General features: G+C 65.0%; 18 protein-coding genes. 12 read left to right on the forward strand and 6 right to left on the reverse strand.

The window, feature by feature from the left end:
* Nucleotides 1-39 precede the first annotated feature (39 nt).
* Genes hisB through hisF form a run of 5 tightly spaced genes read left to right on the forward strand, consistent with a single transcriptional unit; the run spans nucleotide 40 to nucleotide 3,046 of the window.
* Nucleotides 40-627, forward strand: a complete 588-nt coding sequence (gene hisB, locus ACZ1JS_RS11750) for an imidazoleglycerol-phosphate dehydratase HisB (RefSeq protein ID WP_465166213.1) — start codon at nucleotides 40-42, stop codon at nucleotides 625-627.
* Nucleotide 628: 1 nt separating this feature from the next.
* Complete coding sequence (locus tag ACZ1JS_RS11755; protein WP_345876928.1) at nucleotides 629-934, forward strand: YciI family protein; 306 nt, start codon at nucleotides 629-631, stop codon at nucleotides 932-934.
* Nucleotides 931-1,530 carry an imidazole glycerol phosphate synthase subunit HisH gene (gene hisH, locus ACZ1JS_RS11760; RefSeq protein ID WP_465166214.1) on the forward strand — a complete coding sequence of 200 codons (600 nt, stop codon included), beginning with the start codon at nucleotides 931-933 and terminating at the stop codon, nucleotides 1,528-1,530. Before ACZ1JS_RS11755 ends, hisH begins: the two co-directional genes overlap by 4 nt.
* On the forward strand, nucleotides 1,530-2,279 hold the full coding sequence (gene hisA / locus ACZ1JS_RS11765) for a 1-(5-phosphoribosyl)-5-[(5-phosphoribosylamino)methylideneamino]imidazole-4-carboxamide isomerase (RefSeq protein WP_465166215.1): 750 nt from the start codon (nucleotides 1,530-1,532) through the stop codon (nucleotides 2,277-2,279). The genes hisH and hisA overlap by 1 nt, the downstream gene beginning before the upstream one ends.
* Entirely contained in the window at nucleotides 2,276-3,046 is a 771-nt protein-coding gene (gene hisF, locus ACZ1JS_RS11770; RefSeq protein WP_465166216.1) for an imidazole glycerol phosphate synthase subunit HisF, read from the forward strand. The genes hisA and hisF overlap by 4 nt, the downstream gene beginning before the upstream one ends.
* A 161-nt stretch (nucleotides 3,047-3,207) precedes the next feature.
* On the opposite strand, the gene ACZ1JS_RS11775 is transcribed toward hisF, so the two are convergent.
* The 4 genes from ACZ1JS_RS11775 to petA are packed head-to-tail and all read right to left on the reverse strand — an operon-like array spanning nucleotide 3,208 to nucleotide 6,553.
* Nucleotides 3,208-3,756: an adenine phosphoribosyltransferase gene (locus ACZ1JS_RS11775; RefSeq protein ID WP_465168684.1), complete on the reverse strand. Its 549-nt coding sequence runs from the start codon at nucleotides 3,754-3,756 to the stop codon at nucleotides 3,208-3,210.
* Entirely contained in the window at nucleotides 3,756-4,622 is an 867-nt protein-coding gene (locus ACZ1JS_RS11780; protein WP_465166217.1) for a cytochrome c1, read from the reverse strand. Before ACZ1JS_RS11780 ends, ACZ1JS_RS11775 begins: the two co-directional genes overlap by 1 nt.
* Before the next feature lie 10 nt (nucleotides 4,623-4,632).
* A complete protein-coding gene (locus ACZ1JS_RS11785) occupies nucleotides 4,633-5,958 on the reverse strand; it encodes a cytochrome b (protein ID WP_465166218.1) in 1,326 nt (441 codons plus the stop codon).
* Between the two features lie 10 nt (nucleotides 5,959-5,968).
* Nucleotides 5,969-6,553: a ubiquinol-cytochrome c reductase iron-sulfur subunit gene (gene petA, locus ACZ1JS_RS11790; protein WP_465166219.1), complete on the reverse strand. Its 585-nt coding sequence runs from the start codon at nucleotides 6,551-6,553 to the stop codon at nucleotides 5,969-5,971.
* A 246-nt stretch (nucleotides 6,554-6,799) separates the two neighbouring features.
* Between petA and ACZ1JS_RS11795 the strand changes: the two genes are divergently transcribed.
* From ACZ1JS_RS11795 to ACZ1JS_RS11810, 4 genes are all read left to right on the forward strand, one after another.
* Nucleotides 6,800-7,495 (forward strand): peptidylprolyl isomerase, encoded by a 696-nt coding sequence (locus ACZ1JS_RS11795; protein ID WP_465166220.1) that lies wholly within the window; start codon nucleotides 6,800-6,802, stop codon nucleotides 7,493-7,495.
* Between the two features lie 23 nt (nucleotides 7,496-7,518).
* Nucleotides 7,519-8,550, forward strand: coding sequence for a tRNA preQ1(34) S-adenosylmethionine ribosyltransferase-isomerase QueA (queA, locus tag ACZ1JS_RS11800; RefSeq protein WP_465166221.1), 1,032 nt, complete (start codon nucleotides 7,519-7,521; stop codon nucleotides 8,548-8,550).
* Nucleotides 8,551-9,003: 453 nt separating this feature from the next.
* The gene (locus tag ACZ1JS_RS11805) at nucleotides 9,004-9,261 is read left to right on the forward strand and encodes a hypothetical protein (protein ID WP_465166222.1); all 258 of its coding nucleotides are present in this window, start codon (nucleotides 9,004-9,006) and stop codon (nucleotides 9,259-9,261) included.
* Nucleotides 9,262-9,503: 242 nt separating this feature from the next.
* Nucleotides 9,504-10,151 carry a hypothetical protein gene (locus tag ACZ1JS_RS11810; protein ID WP_465166223.1) on the forward strand — a complete coding sequence of 216 codons (648 nt, stop codon included), beginning with the start codon at nucleotides 9,504-9,506 and terminating at the stop codon, nucleotides 10,149-10,151.
* 41 nt (nucleotides 10,152-10,192) lie between these two features.
* Here the strand turns inward: ACZ1JS_RS11810 and ACZ1JS_RS11815 are convergent, their stop codons facing one another.
* Both ACZ1JS_RS11815 and ACZ1JS_RS11820 read right to left on the reverse strand, forming a co-directional pair.
* Entirely contained in the window at nucleotides 10,193-10,858 is a 666-nt protein-coding gene (locus tag ACZ1JS_RS11815; RefSeq protein WP_465166224.1) for a hypothetical protein, read from the reverse strand.
* 26 nt (nucleotides 10,859-10,884) lie between these two features.
* Nucleotides 10,885-13,059: a S8 family serine peptidase gene (locus ACZ1JS_RS11820; RefSeq protein WP_465166225.1), complete on the reverse strand. Its 2,175-nt coding sequence runs from the start codon at nucleotides 13,057-13,059 to the stop codon at nucleotides 10,885-10,887.
* Between the two features lie 472 nt (nucleotides 13,060-13,531).
* Here ACZ1JS_RS11820 and ACZ1JS_RS11825 point away from each other — a divergent pair, with 472 nt between their 5' ends.
* From ACZ1JS_RS11825 to ACZ1JS_RS11835, 3 genes are read left to right on the forward strand one after another with little or no spacing between them, the layout of a single operon-like run.
* Nucleotides 13,532-13,837 carry a hypothetical protein gene (locus tag ACZ1JS_RS11825; protein WP_465166226.1) on the forward strand — a complete coding sequence of 102 codons (306 nt, stop codon included), beginning with the start codon at nucleotides 13,532-13,534 and terminating at the stop codon, nucleotides 13,835-13,837.
* A gap of 60 nt (nucleotides 13,838-13,897) precedes the next feature.
* A complete protein-coding gene (locus ACZ1JS_RS11830) occupies nucleotides 13,898-14,416 on the forward strand; it encodes a hypothetical protein (protein ID WP_465166227.1) in 519 nt (172 codons plus the stop codon).
* Nucleotides 14,417-14,474: 58 nt separating this feature from the next.
* Entirely contained in the window at nucleotides 14,475-14,963 is a 489-nt protein-coding gene (locus ACZ1JS_RS11835; RefSeq protein WP_465166228.1) for a hypothetical protein, read from the forward strand.
* Nucleotides 14,964-15,024 lie beyond the last annotated feature (61 nt).

Consider the following 15,024-nt stretch of genomic DNA (forward strand, 5'->3'; position numbering starts at 1 on the left):
TGCGTTGCATGCCGGCCCACAGGCGCTATGGAACCGCGCATGCGCACCGCCACCATCGCCCGCAAGACCAGCGAGACGTCGATCGACGTCACGGTCAATCTCGACGGCACCGGCACCTATGACGTGTCGACCGGCGTCGGCTTTTTCGACCATATGCTCGAACAGCTCAGCCGCCATTCGCTGATCGACCTGACCGTGCGCACGGTCGGCGACCTGCATATCGACGCGCATCACACCGTCGAGGATACCGGGATCGCGATCGGCGAGGCCTTCGCCAAGGCGCTGGGCGACAAGCGCGGCATCCGCCGCTATGGCGACGCGCTGTCGCCGATGGACGAGACGCTGACCCGCGTCGCGCTCGACATTTCCGGGCGCCCCTGGCTGGTGTGGAAGGTGACCTTCACCCAGGCGCAGCTCGGCACGATGGATACCGAGATGTTCGGCCATTTCTGCCACAGCTTCGCACAGGCCGCCGGCATCACGCTGCATGTCGAGACGCTGTACGGCACCAACAACCATCATATCGCCGAAAGCATCTTCAAGGGGCTGGCGCGCGCGCTGCGCACCGCGACCGAGATCGATCCGCGCAAGAGCGATGCCATCCCGTCGACCAAGGGAGTGTTGTGACATGGTAGCCCGTCCGATGCAGCCGATGAGCCTTGCGATGCTCACCTATGTGAAGCCGCTCGACGAAGTCGACGTCCACCGCGAGGCGCATGTCGCGTGGATCAAGAAGGCGATGGACGAGGGCGTCATGCTGCTCGCCGGGCGTCGCAATCCGCCGACCGGGGGCGTGTTGCTGTTCCGCGGTGAGGAAGACGCGGTGCGCGCGGTGGCGGAAACCGATCCGTTCGTCGTGAACGGCGTCGCCACGGTCGAGATCGTCGCCTTCACCATGACGCTGGCCACGGACCAGATCGGCGCGCTGTTTTGATCGCACTGATCGATTACGGCGCGGGCAATCTCCATTCGGTCGCGAACGCGCTGAAGGCAGCGGGCGCCCCGAACCTGTCGATCACCGCCGATCCGGACGCGGTGCGGCGTGCCGACCGGATCGTCCTGCCCGGCGTCGGTGCGTTCGCGGCGTGCATGAACGGCCTCAGCGCAATTCCCGGCATGGTCGAGGCGATGCGCGAGCGGGCGCTGGACGGCGGCGTGCCGTTCCTCGGCGTGTGTGTCGGGATGCAGTTGCTCGCCACGACCGGCGAGGAGTTCGGCACCCATGCCGGTCTCGGCTGGATCGCCGGCAGCGTCCGCCGCCTGCCGGCGTCACCCGGCATCACCGTGCCGCATATGGGCTGGAACGATGTCGTCCCTGCCCGCGCACACCCGCTGCTGGTGCCGGGCGAGGCCTATTTCCTGCACAGCTATGCGTTCGACGGCGACCATGTTCTCGCCACCACCGACCATGGCGGCCCGGTGACGGCGGCGATCGGCCGCGACAATCTGCTGGGCGTGCAGTTCCACCCCGAAAAGAGCCAGCGCTATGGCATCGCGCTGCTGGAGAGGTTTCTCGAATGGCGTCCTTGATGTCCGCCGCGACGCAGCGCGTCGGTGGCTTGACCGTTTTCCCCGCCATCGACCTGAAGGGCGGACAGATCGTCCGGCTGGCGGAGGGCGATATGGACCGCGCCACCGTCTATGGCGACGATCCGGCGCATCAGGCGCGGCTGTTCGCCGATGCGGGAGCCGACCATCTGCACGTCGTCGACCTCGACGGCGCGTTTGCGGGCGAGTCGGTCAATGGCGATGCGGTCGCAGGCGTGCTGAAGGCGTTTCCGGGCCGGGTGCAACTTGGTGGCGGCATTCGTAACCGCGCCAATGTCGATCGCTGGATCGATCTGGGCGTCGCGCGGGTCGTGATCGGCACCGCCGCGCTGGAAGACCCTGATTTCGTACGCGAAGCCGCCGCCGCCTGTCCGGGGCAGGTCGTGGTCGCGGTCGATGCATGGGACGGCATGGTCGCGACGCGCGGCTGGGCCGATGTGTCGACCGTCTCGGTCACCGACCTCGCCCGCCGGTTCGAGGATGCCGGCGTCGCCGCGTTGCTGTTCACCGATGTCGGCCGCGACGGCATGCTCAAGGGCTGCAATGTCGAGGCGACCGCCGCGCTGGCCGCCGCCGTCTCGATCCCGGTCATCGCCAGCGGCGGCGTGGCGGGGATCGAGGATATCCATGCGTTGAAGGGCAAGGCGGGGATCGAGGGCGTCATCACCGGCCGCGCGCTGTACGACGGCCGCCTCGACCTGGCCGAGGCGATCCGGGTCGCCGCCGCATGACCGTGCGGGCGCGCGTCATCCCCTGTCTCGACGTCCATGCCGGGCGGGTGGTGAAGGGCGTGAACTTCGTCGAGCTGCGCGACGCCGGCGATCCGGTCGAGCAGGCGCGCGCCTATGACGCGGCCGGCGCGGACGAACTGACCTTCCTCGACATCGGTGCCAGCCATGAGGGGCGCGACACGATCATCGACGTGGTGCGGCGGACGGCCGAAGTATGTTTCATGCCGCTGACCGTCGGCGGTGGCGTGCGTTCGCCCGACGACGCCCGCGCGCTGCTGTTGGCCGGGGCGGACAAGGTCGCGGTCAATTCCGCCGCCGTCGCCCGGCCCGAACTGGTCGCCGATATCGCCGACCGCTTCGGCAGCCAGTGCGTCACCGCATCGGTCGACGCGCGGCGCAGCGACGGGCGCTGGGAAGTCTTCACCCATGGCGGCCGGCGCGCGACCGGCATTGATGCAGTCGAACATGCGCTGAAGCTGGCGGCGCTGGGTGCGGGCGAGTTGTTGGTCACGTCGATGGACCGCGACGGGACGCGCGACGGCTATGACCTCGACCTGATCCGTACCATCGCCGATGCGGTATCGGTGCCGGTGGTGGCGTCGGGCGGGGTCGGCACGCTCGACCATCTGGTGGCGGGCATTACCCAGGGCCATGCGAGCGCGGTGCTGGCGGCGTCGATCTTCCATTTCGGCGAGGCATCGGTCGCGGATGCACATGCCGCGCTGGCAGCGGCGGGGGTGCCGGTCCGGTCGCCTGCGCGGGGGTAGGGCCGGGATGACCGCAAGACTACCCGTTGGTGCGGAGTAGGGACTGAGCCTGTCCACGACCCGCATCGAAGCACTTGGCCACTAACGGCCCTTCGATACGCCATCTCGACAGGCCCAATGGCCACTCAGGACGAACGGGTCTGCTTGCGGTCGTCTCGCTCCTACTCGCCCGGATACGCCACCAACGCCGACACCCCGATCCCCTCGCACCGCAGCGATTCGGCCCCGCCCAGGTCCGGCAGGTCGATCGCGAACACCGCCTGCTCGACCACCGCCCCCGCCTTGCGCAACAGCCGCACCGCCGCCCGTGCCGTGCCGCCGGTCGCGATCAGGTCGTCGACCAACAGCACCCGCGCGCCGGGCGCACAGGCATCGGCGTGGATCGCGATCCGGTCGGTGCCATATTCGAGCGCATAATCTTCGGCGATGGTCGCGCCGGGCAGCTTGCCGTCCTTGCGCACCAGCAACACGCCCGCGCCCAGCGCCAGCGCAACGGCGGGTGCGAAGACGAAGCCCCGCGCCTCGATCCCCGCGACGAGATCAACCGGCCCACGGACTGCCGCCACCATCGCGTCGACCGCCAGCCGCAAGCCCTCGGGGTCGAGGATCAGCGTCGTGATGTCGCGAAACTGGATGCCGGGTTTGGGAAAGTCCGGGATGGTGCGGATGCGCCGGGCGATCTCCGCCGACCCGGCGGCATCCGCAACGATCAATGCTTCATGCCCCGCCAGATGTTGCGATAGGCGCCGAAGGCAAGCCCGGTGAAGATCAGCAGGAAGATCACCGCCGCCACGCCCCAGGTGTGCCGCTTCTGCAGGTTCGGCTCGGCGGTCCAGGTCAGGAACGCCGCGACGTCCTTCGCCATCTGGTCGACGGTCGCGCGGGTGCCGTCCTGATACTGGACCTGGTCGTTCGCGGTCAGCGGCGGCGCCATGGCGAGGTTCAGCGTCGCGAAATAGCGGTTGAAGTGCAGCCCCTCGGGCGTCTTCGCCTCGGGGAACTTGCGCAGCAATTCGGCGGGCTGCGCGCTATAGCCGGTCAGCAGCGAATAGACATAGTCGGGGCCGTCGTCGCGCGCCTTGGTCATCAGCGACAGGTCGGGCGGCACCGCATTGTTGTTGGCGGCACGCGCGGCGACGTCATTGGCGAAGACCAGCGGGAAGCGATCCGACGGCAGGTTCTTGCGCGTCGCCGGCTCGCCCGTTTCCGGGTTCACGCTCGGCTGTTCGATCTGCCAGTCGGTGGCGATCGTCTTGATCTGACCTTCGTCATAGCCGAGCGCGGCAAGATCGCGGAACGACACCAGTCGCAGCGAATGGCAGGCCGAGCAGACTTCCTTATACACCTGGAAACCGCGCTGGAGCTGCTGGTTGTCGAAGGTGCCGAACAGCCCCGCCGATTGCAGCCCCGCCTCACGCGGCTTCAGGTGAAATTCGTGCTCGGCGGAATGGACCGGCTCGTCGTGCAGCATGCCACCGACGGTCGAGAAGATGCCGAGCAGCAGCGCGAAGAGAAAGCCCGCGCCGACGACGAGGTTGAGGTTGCGGGCGAGAAAACGGGAAGCGAAGGAGAGCATCGTGATTCCCTTACTCGGCCGCAGCCGGGCTGTTATTCCCCGGAAGGACGGACCCATGGGCGGCGGTCTGCGCGGGCGAGGTGCCGCCTTCGCCCTTCAACACCGCTTCGGTGATCGAATTGGGCAGCGGGCGCGGACGCTCCATCGCCGACACGATCGGCAGCACGACCAGGAAGTGGGCGAAATAATATCCCGCCGCGATCTGGCTGAGCAGCACGGTGATCGGCGTCGCCTCCGCCCCGCCGAGATAGCCGAGCACCAGCACGTCGACCAGCAGCACGATCAGGAACAGGCGATAGGTCGGACGGAAATTGGCCGACTTGACCGGCGACTTGTCGAGCCACGGCAGGAAGAACAGCAGCAGGATCGAGCCGAACATCGCCAGCACGCCCCACAGCTTCGCGGGCAGGATGAAGTCGACGGTGAACGCCTTCAGGATCGCGTAGAAGGGCAGGAAATACCATTCGGGCACGATGTGCGCCGGCGTGGAAAGCGGGTTGGCCGGGATGTAATTGTCGGGGTGACCCAAGAGGTTCGGCGCGAAGAAGATCAGCGACGCGAACACGATCAGGAACACGCCGAGCCCGAAGCCGTCCTTGGCGGTGTAATAAGGGTGGAAGGGCACGGTATCCTGCGGCCCCTTCACCTCGACGCCGGTCGGATTGTTCGACCCCGGAATGTGCAGCGCCCAGATATGCAGGACGATGACGCCCGCGATCACGAACGGCAGCAGATAGTGGAGCGAGAAGAAGCGGTTGAGTGCGGCATTGTCCGGCGCATAACCGCCTAGCAGCCACACGCGGATCGTTTCGCCCACTCCCGGGATCGCCGAGAAGAAGCCGGTGATGACCTGCGCGCCCCAGAAGCTCATCTGCCCCCAGGGGAGCACATAGCCCATGAACGCGGTCGCCATCATCAGCAGGAAGATGACGACGCCCAACAGCCACACCATTTCGCGCGGCGCCTTGTACGACCCGTAATAGATGCCGCGGGCGATATGGGTGTAGACGACGATGAAAAACATCGACGCGCCATTGGCGTGGGCATAGCGCAGGAACCAGCCCGACGGCACGTCGCGCATGATGCGCTCGACCGAATCGAACGCGACCGCGCCGTTCGCCGCATAATGCATCGCCAGCACGATGCCGGTGATGATCTGCACCGCCAGCGCCGCGCCGGCCAGCACGCCGAAGTTCCAGAAATAGTTGAGGTTACGTGGTACCGGATAGCCCGCGCCGACCGCGTTGTAGACCAGACGGGGAAGCGGCAGCTTCTCGTCCAGCCAGCGCATCAGCGGCTGTTTCGGTTCGTAATGCTTGGCCCAGGGGAAGCTCATGACTCTCTCCTCAGCCGACCGTCACGACGGTGTCGGACGTGAATGCATATTCGGGAACGTGCAGGTTCTGCGGCGCCGGACCCGAACGGATGCGCCCGGCGGTGTCATAGGCCGAACCGTGGCACGGGCAGAAATAGCCGCCGAACGGGCCCTTGTTCTCGCCCTCACCCGCACCCAGCGGTACGCAGCCGAGATGGGTGCAGACGCCCAGCGTGATCAGCCAGTTGTTCTTGCCGGTCTTGGTCCGCTCCTCGAGGGTCTGCGGGTCGCGCAGGTCGGCGAGCGGCACCGCGTCCGCCTCGGCGATTTCCTTGGGCGTCAGGTTGCGCACGAACAGCGGCTGTTTGCGGAACGTCGCCTTGATCGCCTGTCCCGGCTCGATCGCCGACAGGTCGATCTCGGTCGTCGACAGCGCCAGCGTATCGGCGGCGGGCGACATCTGGTTGATGAGCGGCAGCGCGATCACGCCCGCGCCGACCCCGGCAAATGCCACCGCGCCGATCGACAGATAGTCGCGCCTGCGGGGATTGTCCGGCCCGCCGTCCAGCGCGGTCGCGCCGCCTGCGGGTACGTGCTGATCGTCGTCAGTCGCCATTCAACAGCCCTTGTGTCGAGCGCATTCGCGCCCTGCCCCTCTCCGGTCGCCTTCGTGGAAGCGACGCCGGACCGATCGGTTCTCCGTCCAGTCGCATGGGGTGATAGCCGGGCGTTCGACCGTTTGCCAATCCCTTTTGCCGAAACCGCACCATGGCGGCGTATCGATGTTCAGATTGGCGCAAGCGACGACATGGTCTATGCGCCGCTGCCAGACCCCCTGTCCCTCGCGTGTTTCGGGAACTCCATGCGTCGTATCGCCCTTCTGTTCGCCTTCCTCGCCTCGCTGTTCGCGCTGCCTGCCATGGCGCAGGTCATGGACGTGCCGGGACGCGCCCCGCCGCCATCGACGACCGACACGCGCAACCTGTGGATCCTCGACCTGTCGACCGGCGGGCGGGTGACGATCTGGCTGCGCCCCGATGTCGCGCCGAAGATGGTGGCGCGGATCAAGACGCTGACGCGCGAGAAATTCTATGACGGCCTGACCTTCCACCGGGTGATCGACGGCTTCATGGCGCAGGGCGGCGATCCCGATGGCGACGGCACCGGCGGGTCGAAGCTGCCCAATGTCGAAAAGGAATTCAACTATCTGCCGCACGTCCGCGGCGCGGTGGCGGCGGCGCGCGCCAATGACGAGAACAGCGCGAACAGCCAGTTCTACATCATGCTCGCCCCGCGCCTCGCGCTCGACAAGAAGTACACCGTGTTCGGTCGGGTGATCGACGGCATGCAATATGTCGACGCGATCGAGAAGGGCGAGCCGCCGGCCAATCCGTCGCGCATCGTCCACGCCTATGTCGCCAGCGACAATCCCCCGCCCTATCAGCCCGAGGCACCGGTCGCGCTGCCCGAAACGGTCGCGCCGCTGCCTGCCACCGCGCCGCGCGCCAAGCCCGCTGCCGCCGCGCCGAAGCGGGTCCAGCCCAAGCCCGCCCGCTAACATCCCCCCGTAGTTCGCGTCCGATGCACGTCGACCTGTTCGATTTCGAGCTGCCCACCGACCGGATCGCGCTGCGCCCCGCCGCCCCGCGCGATGCGGCGCGGATGCTGGTGCTCAATGGAGATGCCACGCTCGACCGCGGCGTGCGCGACCTGCCCGCCTGTCTGCGACCGGGCGACCTGCTGGTGTTCAACGACACCCGCGTCATTCCGGCGCAACTGGAGGGGCGGCGTGGCGATGCGACGATCGGCGCGACGCTGCACAAGCGCGAAGGGCCGCGGCGCTGGCGTGCCTTCGTCCGTAACGGGCGGCGGTTGCGCGACGGCGACACGATCGATTTCGGCGCGGGCGTGACCGCGACTGCGGGCGACCGGAGCGAGGATGGCAGCTTCGCGCTCGACTTCGCCGGCGACGAACCGGTCGAACTGCTGCTGGAGCGCGCCGGGCGGATGCCGCTGCCGCCCTATATCGCCGCCAAGCGCGGTGGTGCCGATGCGCGCGATGCCGAGGATTACCAGACGCTGTTCGCGCGCGAAGCCGGCGCCGTCGCCGCTCCGACCGCCGCGCTGCACTTCACCCCCGAATTGATGGCCGCGCTGGACGCGGCGGGAATCGGCCATGCGACCCTGACTCTGCATGTCGGTGCGGGCACCTTCCTGCCGGTCAAGGCGGAGGATACCGACGACCACCGGATGCACGCCGAATGGGGCCGCATCGACGCCGCGACCGCCCATCGCCTGAACGCCGTCCGCGCCGCCGGCGGCCGGGTGATCGCGGTCGGCACCACCAGCCTGCGCCTGATCGAAAGCGCCTGCGGCGAAGCGGGACAGGTCCAGCCGTTCGAAGGCGACACCGCGATCTTCATCACGCCCGGTTACCGTTTCCGTGGCATTGACGGCCTGATGACTAACTTCCACCTCCCCAAATCGACCTTGTTCATGCTGGTATCGGCCTTGATGGGGCGCGAACGGATGCAGGCAGCCTATGCCCACGCCATCGCGCAGGAATATCGTTTCTATTCCTATGGCGATGCCTCGCTGCTGCTGCCGACTTGACAGCGCCGCGCTGCGGGGTAAGTGCGGAGGACCCGGGCGGGTGTAGCTCAATGGTAGAGCAGAAGCTTCCCAAGCTACACGGAATGGCGGAAATCAGCTCGATGCGCTGTAAACTGGCCCAAGTCCGCCGGTAACGTTTTCAATTACTTACAGATGCCAGTGTAAACCGGAAATGGCTCTTCAAAGGCAGCGCCAGCGCGGGGGGGCGGGTAGCGCATCTGTACTGTAACTGACCTATAGAACGCGGCGGTAATGTGGCGGATCGGCTACCTTGAATGCGTGGATGATCGCGGTGGCGTAGAGCCAGATACCGCCCCCTACCAGACAGGTTCGCCCGCCGTATTGTCGACGATGGCGGTAATTTCGGCCTCCGGCACGCGGCTAAACCGGTGCGAGCCCGGCAAGATTCACAATGGTGCGTTGATTTCGACGACGCGATCCAAGTGAACATCCATGCCGCACGCTGTCCGAGTCGGCTATTGGATCACCGCCCTCATCGTATCCCTCGTGCCACTTGGATTTCATATTGCCGCGCGCGAAGCGAATGGCTTTCGCTTCTACGGTCGCCTGTCCATCCCGGCGTTCATCCGCTTGTACCGTTGGCGTTCTATTACTTATTTTCTGTCGGTCTTGCTCGAAAGCCTGTTGGTCGGTGGGCTGGTCCTCTGTGTCATTCTCGCCATCGGCCTTCCTTGGTCCAGACTATCATAGTGATGGACGACCCAGAAGGGGGCAGCTCAAACAAATGCCGTCCTTGCTTAGTGAGCCAAGGACCAAACGACGACTGCGTTGATGAGATCGTGCGCAGACATAGTCCTGAACGGTAATTTCGAGTTGCTTTGAGGTCGAGCGACTCATGGTTAAGGTTCTTTGGAAAGGAGCCTTCTGGCTGCACCATGATGGTGAAATGGACCGAAGCGTCGCGAGCAGCCCGCGCCGCCTAGATGGAATTGATGATGGTGAAGGCGAAGGGGACGACCGGTGAACGCTCATGGCTGAGCCCGGCACAGGTGATGGATATGCTGTACGACGTGCGTCAGCCGGGGTGTGACAGCATAGGGTATGCGCTGCTTCGCCCACGTGCGAAACAGGTCGCGAATGAGGCCGGGCTCCTCATTCGCAGCAAACTCGCACCGGTGCAGCCGACCAGTACGACCGCCACGACGGAATGCGGCATCCCCATCACGGCGAGACAGCACCGTCTGGTACTGGCGCGGGGGGTAGCCGACGTATCGCTGGCCACCCTGCTGGACGGATATGACGATGCAATCCGATCCCACCAGCGCCTGCTGGCCGCCGTGCTGACGGTACGGGGGGATCAGGATCGGCCGGTCCATGATCTTGTCGACATGGCTTCGAGCTACGCTGCGATCAATCTCGCCTGCGGGCGGGCGTTGACGAGTGTCGTCATCACCCATGTACCGGGTGATGAACTCAGCCGTGCGCTGCCGCACGTCCATATCTGCATTCTGGCTCGTCAGCATACTGCCAGCGGCTGGGGGGCTGAGCATGCGGACCTGACCGACACGAACCATGCCCTATGGGCGGATGAGTGGGCCAAGTTCCGCAATGTATGGGAGCAGACGTCCGCCGCAGCGTGAAGCGTAAACGGGGCGGCGGCCAGCGCCGCCCCGCTTGTCTATCAGAACGCGGCCTTGTCGGTTTTAGGTGCGCCGGACAGCACTGCGGCATCGAACGCACGCTTTTGTTGGCGCTCCACGTCGGTACCGGCTTCTAATGTGATGGAATTTTCACCCATGGCAGTGCTGCCCCGAAGGGTCGGCCATACCGTATCGAGGTCACCGCCTGTGTATAGCATTCCGCAAATTTTCACAGCTTGCGGTGCGCACCAGTGCCATGTCAGCCCCTGGTCTTTTATTGCATCAGGTTTGCCGTACTTTGTCGCAAGCTGCTTTTGCATGGCAGACTCGGTCATCGATGTCCCTGGAATGGCGATACTGACGCGCGACACACTATCGCCGCCGGCCAACTGTAAGAACTGGACGTCAGCTCGCTCCTGGTGCGGGCCGCTAGCAATGATGGCGCTGACCGCCGCATCTTTCAAACTGGGCAATGTCTTACCCTTTCGGTTCGCGATCTCAGTCGTGACCCGTTGGGAGAAGGATTGCGCCTCGCGAACTTCGGTTATTTTATAGCCGGCTTGCATCAGCGCCGTTTTCACCTGTTGAGGCGTATCACCCAGTCGGATGCCTGCCACGTCAAATTTGGCGGGGTCGGCCGCGCTGGCGGACGACCCAAATGTCTGCAGTCCTAGGGCTATCGCTATGAACGTTTTTCGGTCGTACACGAATATTCCTTTCGATTTGACATAGATCAGTGGAGTGTGAGGCTAAGGAAGCCGGCAGTGTCCTGTGCGCCTGGGACGTGGCCGGCATCGAAGGCGTGGGCGATTCCGAACCGCAGCGACGATGTCGGAGACAACCAAGCCGACCATCCGATCTCGACGTCCATCTCGCGCGCAGTCGGTGTCAGGTCGACAACGGCCGATCGGGTCGACAGCGCACCGGTCATCAGATCGAACGCGACCGGCGCATTGACCACGGCACGAGCACGATCGAGCCGAAGCGGTGACGATACACCGAGCGTCACGGTACCGCCGCCGAGAGGATGTGCGGCATCGAACGCGAAGGCAGTGCCGGTCAATGGTCCGGTAAAGCGCAGCAGGTCCGATCCGCCCGCGACGTGCGTCGTAGCAGCAGTGGCGCATGCCGACAGCAGTACCCGCCCAAGCATGCGACGGGCAGAGACGGTCGCAAGGTTCGTCCGGCCGCTCGAAACGCCAAAGCCGGTGACGCCCTGCAGGCCAAGGACTTGATCCCGCTCGGCAAGCTCGGACAACTCGACGCCCAACCCCGAAGGCATGGCAACCGACACGGTCCGCAAGGTGGCACGGCCATCGCGGGTCGTACCTGTAGCAAAGCCGGCCGACCAGCCATGACCATTCCATGTCGAGGATGTGCCGACCGGCGCGGCAATTACGTTGCGAAGCGCCGATCCGGCAATCCCTCGGCCCTGACCAACCGCCCCGTTGGTGACAAAGGTTAGCGTCTGTCCCGCTGCAGGCGAGAAGGCGACCGTCGCCGGCCGAGTGGAGCGCATGCCGCCCCATGGCCCGACGCTGGCGGATGCGAAGCCGAACCTTGTATCGCTGGCAGTGCCGCCCTGCCATGGCGGATCGATCGTCCCCAGCATGTGTCCAGCGAGCAACCCGGAACCTTGATGGCGCATGCCAGCGCTACCCGTCATGGCGAAGTCCCGGCCGTATCGATCGAACACAGTCATTTGCGCGACCGTATCCGCAAGGCGTCCGCCATCACCGAAAGGTCCCGAAAGGCTTATTGAAGAATATCGTGCCAACACCGCATTGGCGGCAGCAAAGCCGGCGGCAGGCGCCTGTGCCTTCATCGCCGCCTCGATATCGAGCAGGCCGACGCCGTACCGCTGGTCGACGCCCTTGTCGCCGAGGTCGGTCGCGGTATCGAGCAGAATCCGCGAAATCGCTCTGCCGCCGAGTTGCGGCCAATATTGCTTCAGCAGCGCAGCCGCCCCGGCAATGGCAGGTGCGGCGAAGCTGTTGCCGGTGACCGTCGTGGTTTGCCCGTCCTTGTCGGTAACGGACACATTGCTGGCGACGACGGCCAGCGTTCGGTCGGCGAGGTCGCCCGGCAGGCCATTGCCGCTGGGAGCGTTCAGGTTGGCATCGACCCGGACGCCAAACAGGAAGTTCGCCTTGTTCTGAAAGGTGTCGCCGACCAGGTTGCGGGGAATCATGTCCATGTCTGCGCTTTTGTCGTCGACGAAGTTGGAAACGGACTGGACGAGGAGGCGGTCGTTCTTGACGACATAGTCCATCGCCTGTCGCTGTTCGGTTGCAATCGAACCACGGGCGAAGCCGTTGAGGCTAAGCGATATAACGAACGCGCCCTTGTCGACGGCATACACGACCGCCGGGGCAATATTGGCCGTATCCGCGGTGTCACCTTCCTTGATCTCCGAGGTTGCGGTGACGTTCGTCATGTCCGGCGCTGCGATCTTCAGCGCTAGCAAGGTCGCTTCATACGCGACGCCCTGAATCCCCGTGCTGTTCTTGGCAGCCAGAGCTACCGACGCAACCTGGGTGCCGTGGCCCTTGATGTCCTGCAGATCGAACTGGATAGTTTCCGGGGCACATGTGCCGCAGCGGGCAATCTTCGTCTCAAACGATTTCGAGTCGGGGGATATCCGACCAGCGAACTCGCCGCCGGTCCTATCGATGCCGGTGTCGATGATCGCGATCGTCACGCCCTTGCCGGTGATGCCCTTGTCATAGGCGTACGCGGCTTTGGCGCCGACGATGGCGGGAGAGGCTTTATACTCCGCACTATCGGCGGCGGTGGGCGGTGGCGTCGGTGTCGGCGTCGGCAGAGGCGCTGGCGTTGGAACCGGAGCAGTCGACCCGGACGAGTTGACGCCGCCCCCGCCCCCGCCGCCGCAAGCGGTAAGCAGCAACGCGCCCGAAAGGATCGATGTCGTTTGAAAAGCCGATCGCCATCGGCGGCCAAGTCCCGCAACCATATGCACCCCCGTGTCGGGCGATGCACGGCTTCCCCAGCCGGCGGCACCGCCCTGTTGAAACGAGGCGGTGCCGGCCCGTGAGCCGGAGATTGGAAACCTGCGATAAGACAGGCGCGAGCGTCTTTAGGCCCCCGAAGGTGCCCTGGACATACACGCCCGCTCCCCGGCCGAATGGAATTCGGGCCGGGCGTACGGCTACTTATCGACGAGGTTTCCACGCCTCGGTCCGCCTGCTGGCGAACGGGTCTGGTCTAGGGGGAACCCGTTAACGAACCAAGACCCACCGCGAGATATTGCCGCTCGGCCTGCCGCAGCCAAACGTATGGCAACACATCCAGGCCGAAGAATCGATCGAAAATACAGAGGGGTAGCGGCTCCGGCGTTGCAATCTGCTGGAGAAAAGAAAATGAAGCGTCGCCCATTTCCAACCGTTTTTCGCCTCGCGGCGGCCCTGCTGCTCGTGGCGCTGGTCTTCGGTCAATGGTGGCAGCGTCAGCCTTTGGGACCGGTCGGGCGTGGCATGATGGCGGTAATGGCCGAACTTTGCCCTGCGGCCACCGTGCGCCGCGCGGTATCGGTTGCTGACAGCGCAAGCGCAGTGGATCGCATGGCGTTTGCCGTCCTCGGCAACGCCCTGTCCCGCGATAACCGCGACCGCTGTCGGGTCGGGAAGAAGGGCGAATTGCTGAAGCGAAGCCCCCAAGTGAAATGAAAAAAGGGGCCTGAACCGGACCAGCCGGTCCGGCGATCACGCTGACCCACAGGTATCCCGATGTATCCCATTCTCGATGAAGCACTGCCGACCACATTGGTCGCACTGCTCGACTATATCCTTGCCGAACTCGACCCGGATCGCCCGGTCCCGTTCACTGGAAACACCGGACTGCCCTACGGCGTCGAATGCCGCGCACAGAATTTGATCGTGTCGATCACCCCGGTGACCGAGCGGCTCTATGACAGCGCCCTTATCCGCTGTGCCGAAACCCGCAACCGTGACGTCATGCTGATCCGGTCCGGCTTCCAGCCGGAAACGCTCGATCCCGTCCGCGTGGATGTCGCGCTACTGACCGCGCCAGAGCCGATCCTGCTAACGGACCTGAGCTTTTTTCGCCATGCGACCGGCCGCCTGCATCTCACACCGTCGGGGGCCGACCTGTCCCTCGCCATCGCCTGCGACGGACTGAAGGTGGCGATGTCCATGCCGTGGAGCAACGACTGGGAACGGATGGCGGGCCTTGAGTACGCCGCAGCCCAGATCGTTCGTACCTGTAGGCAACGGCCGCGGGGTTGAGATCAGCAAGATTGGGAAGCGTCCCCGGAATTGGGGATGAAACAGAAGAGATGAACAGATGACCACCGCAACCTTCGAAGCCGCCGTTACCCGTGCCGTCGTCCGGCTGCTGCTCGGCACCCGAAAGCTGAAACCCGGCGTTTCCATCACTGCCGGCGACCCGCTCGATATCGATGGTCGGATCCGGTTGGGCCGCCAGGCGGTCGATACCGACACCGATCTGATGCACCTCGACTTTCTCGCCGGCGCGAACCCGGCGCTGACCGGGATCACGCTGGTCCTGCCGCGGTACGGCCGTTGCCATATTCAGACCCACTGCCGACTGTGGCTTCCGAAGTCCGGCAACCGCGGCGTTATCGTACCCCAGCCGCATGTGCGGGGGCATTTCCGTCTCGCTCCCGACGAAATTGTCCACGTCGATCGCAAGCCCGCCGACGATCTGAACGACGGCATCGAACGCGCCAGCGTCTGGCTTGCCCGCCAGGTCACCAGTCCGAACATCGCCTATGACGAAACGCAATGCGCAATGTGGGCGAAGGCCGCCTGACAAATCGGTGAGGGTCTTTCACCCTATACGGACGAGCCGGCCAATTCGGACATCTGGCACA

Source organism: Sphingomonas sp. BL-S-05 (assembly GCF_055521695.1).

Coding starts and splice junctions, on each gene's coding strand:
- hisB (WP_465166213.1), top strand. CDS start 40: ATGCGCACCGCCACCATCGCCCGCAAGACCAGCGAGACGTCGATCGAC.
- ACZ1JS_RS11755 (WP_345876928.1), top strand. CDS start 629: ATGGTAGCCCGTCCGATGCAGCCGATGAGCCTTGCGATGCTCACCTAT.
- hisA (WP_465166215.1), top strand. CDS start 1,530: ATGTCCGCCGCGACGCAGCGCGTCGGTGGCTTGACCGTTTTCCCCGCC.
- hisF (WP_465166216.1), top strand. CDS start 2,276: ATGACCGTGCGGGCGCGCGTCATCCCCTGTCTCGACGTCCATGCCGGG.
- ACZ1JS_RS11780 (WP_465166217.1), bottom strand. CDS start 4,622: ATGCTCTCCTTCGCTTCCCGTTTTCTCGCCCGCAACCTCAACCTCGTC.
- ACZ1JS_RS11785 (WP_465166218.1), bottom strand. CDS start 5,958: ATGAGCTTCCCCTGGGCCAAGCATTACGAACCGAAACAGCCGCTGATG.
- petA (WP_465166219.1), bottom strand. CDS start 6,553: ATGGCGACTGACGACGATCAGCACGTACCCGCAGGCGGCGCGACCGCG.
- ACZ1JS_RS11795 (WP_465166220.1), top strand. CDS start 6,800: ATGCGTCGTATCGCCCTTCTGTTCGCCTTCCTCGCCTCGCTGTTCGCG.
- queA (WP_465166221.1), top strand. CDS start 7,519: ATGCACGTCGACCTGTTCGATTTCGAGCTGCCCACCGACCGGATCGCG.
- ACZ1JS_RS11805 (WP_465166222.1), top strand. CDS start 9,004: ATGCCGCACGCTGTCCGAGTCGGCTATTGGATCACCGCCCTCATCGTA.
- ACZ1JS_RS11810 (WP_465166223.1), top strand. CDS start 9,504: ATGATGGTGAAGGCGAAGGGGACGACCGGTGAACGCTCATGGCTGAGC.
- ACZ1JS_RS11825 (WP_465166226.1), top strand. CDS start 13,532: ATGAAGCGTCGCCCATTTCCAACCGTTTTTCGCCTCGCGGCGGCCCTG.
- ACZ1JS_RS11830 (WP_465166227.1), top strand. CDS start 13,898: ATGTATCCCATTCTCGATGAAGCACTGCCGACCACATTGGTCGCACTG.
- ACZ1JS_RS11835 (WP_465166228.1), top strand. CDS start 14,475: ATGACCACCGCAACCTTCGAAGCCGCCGTTACCCGTGCCGTCGTCCGG.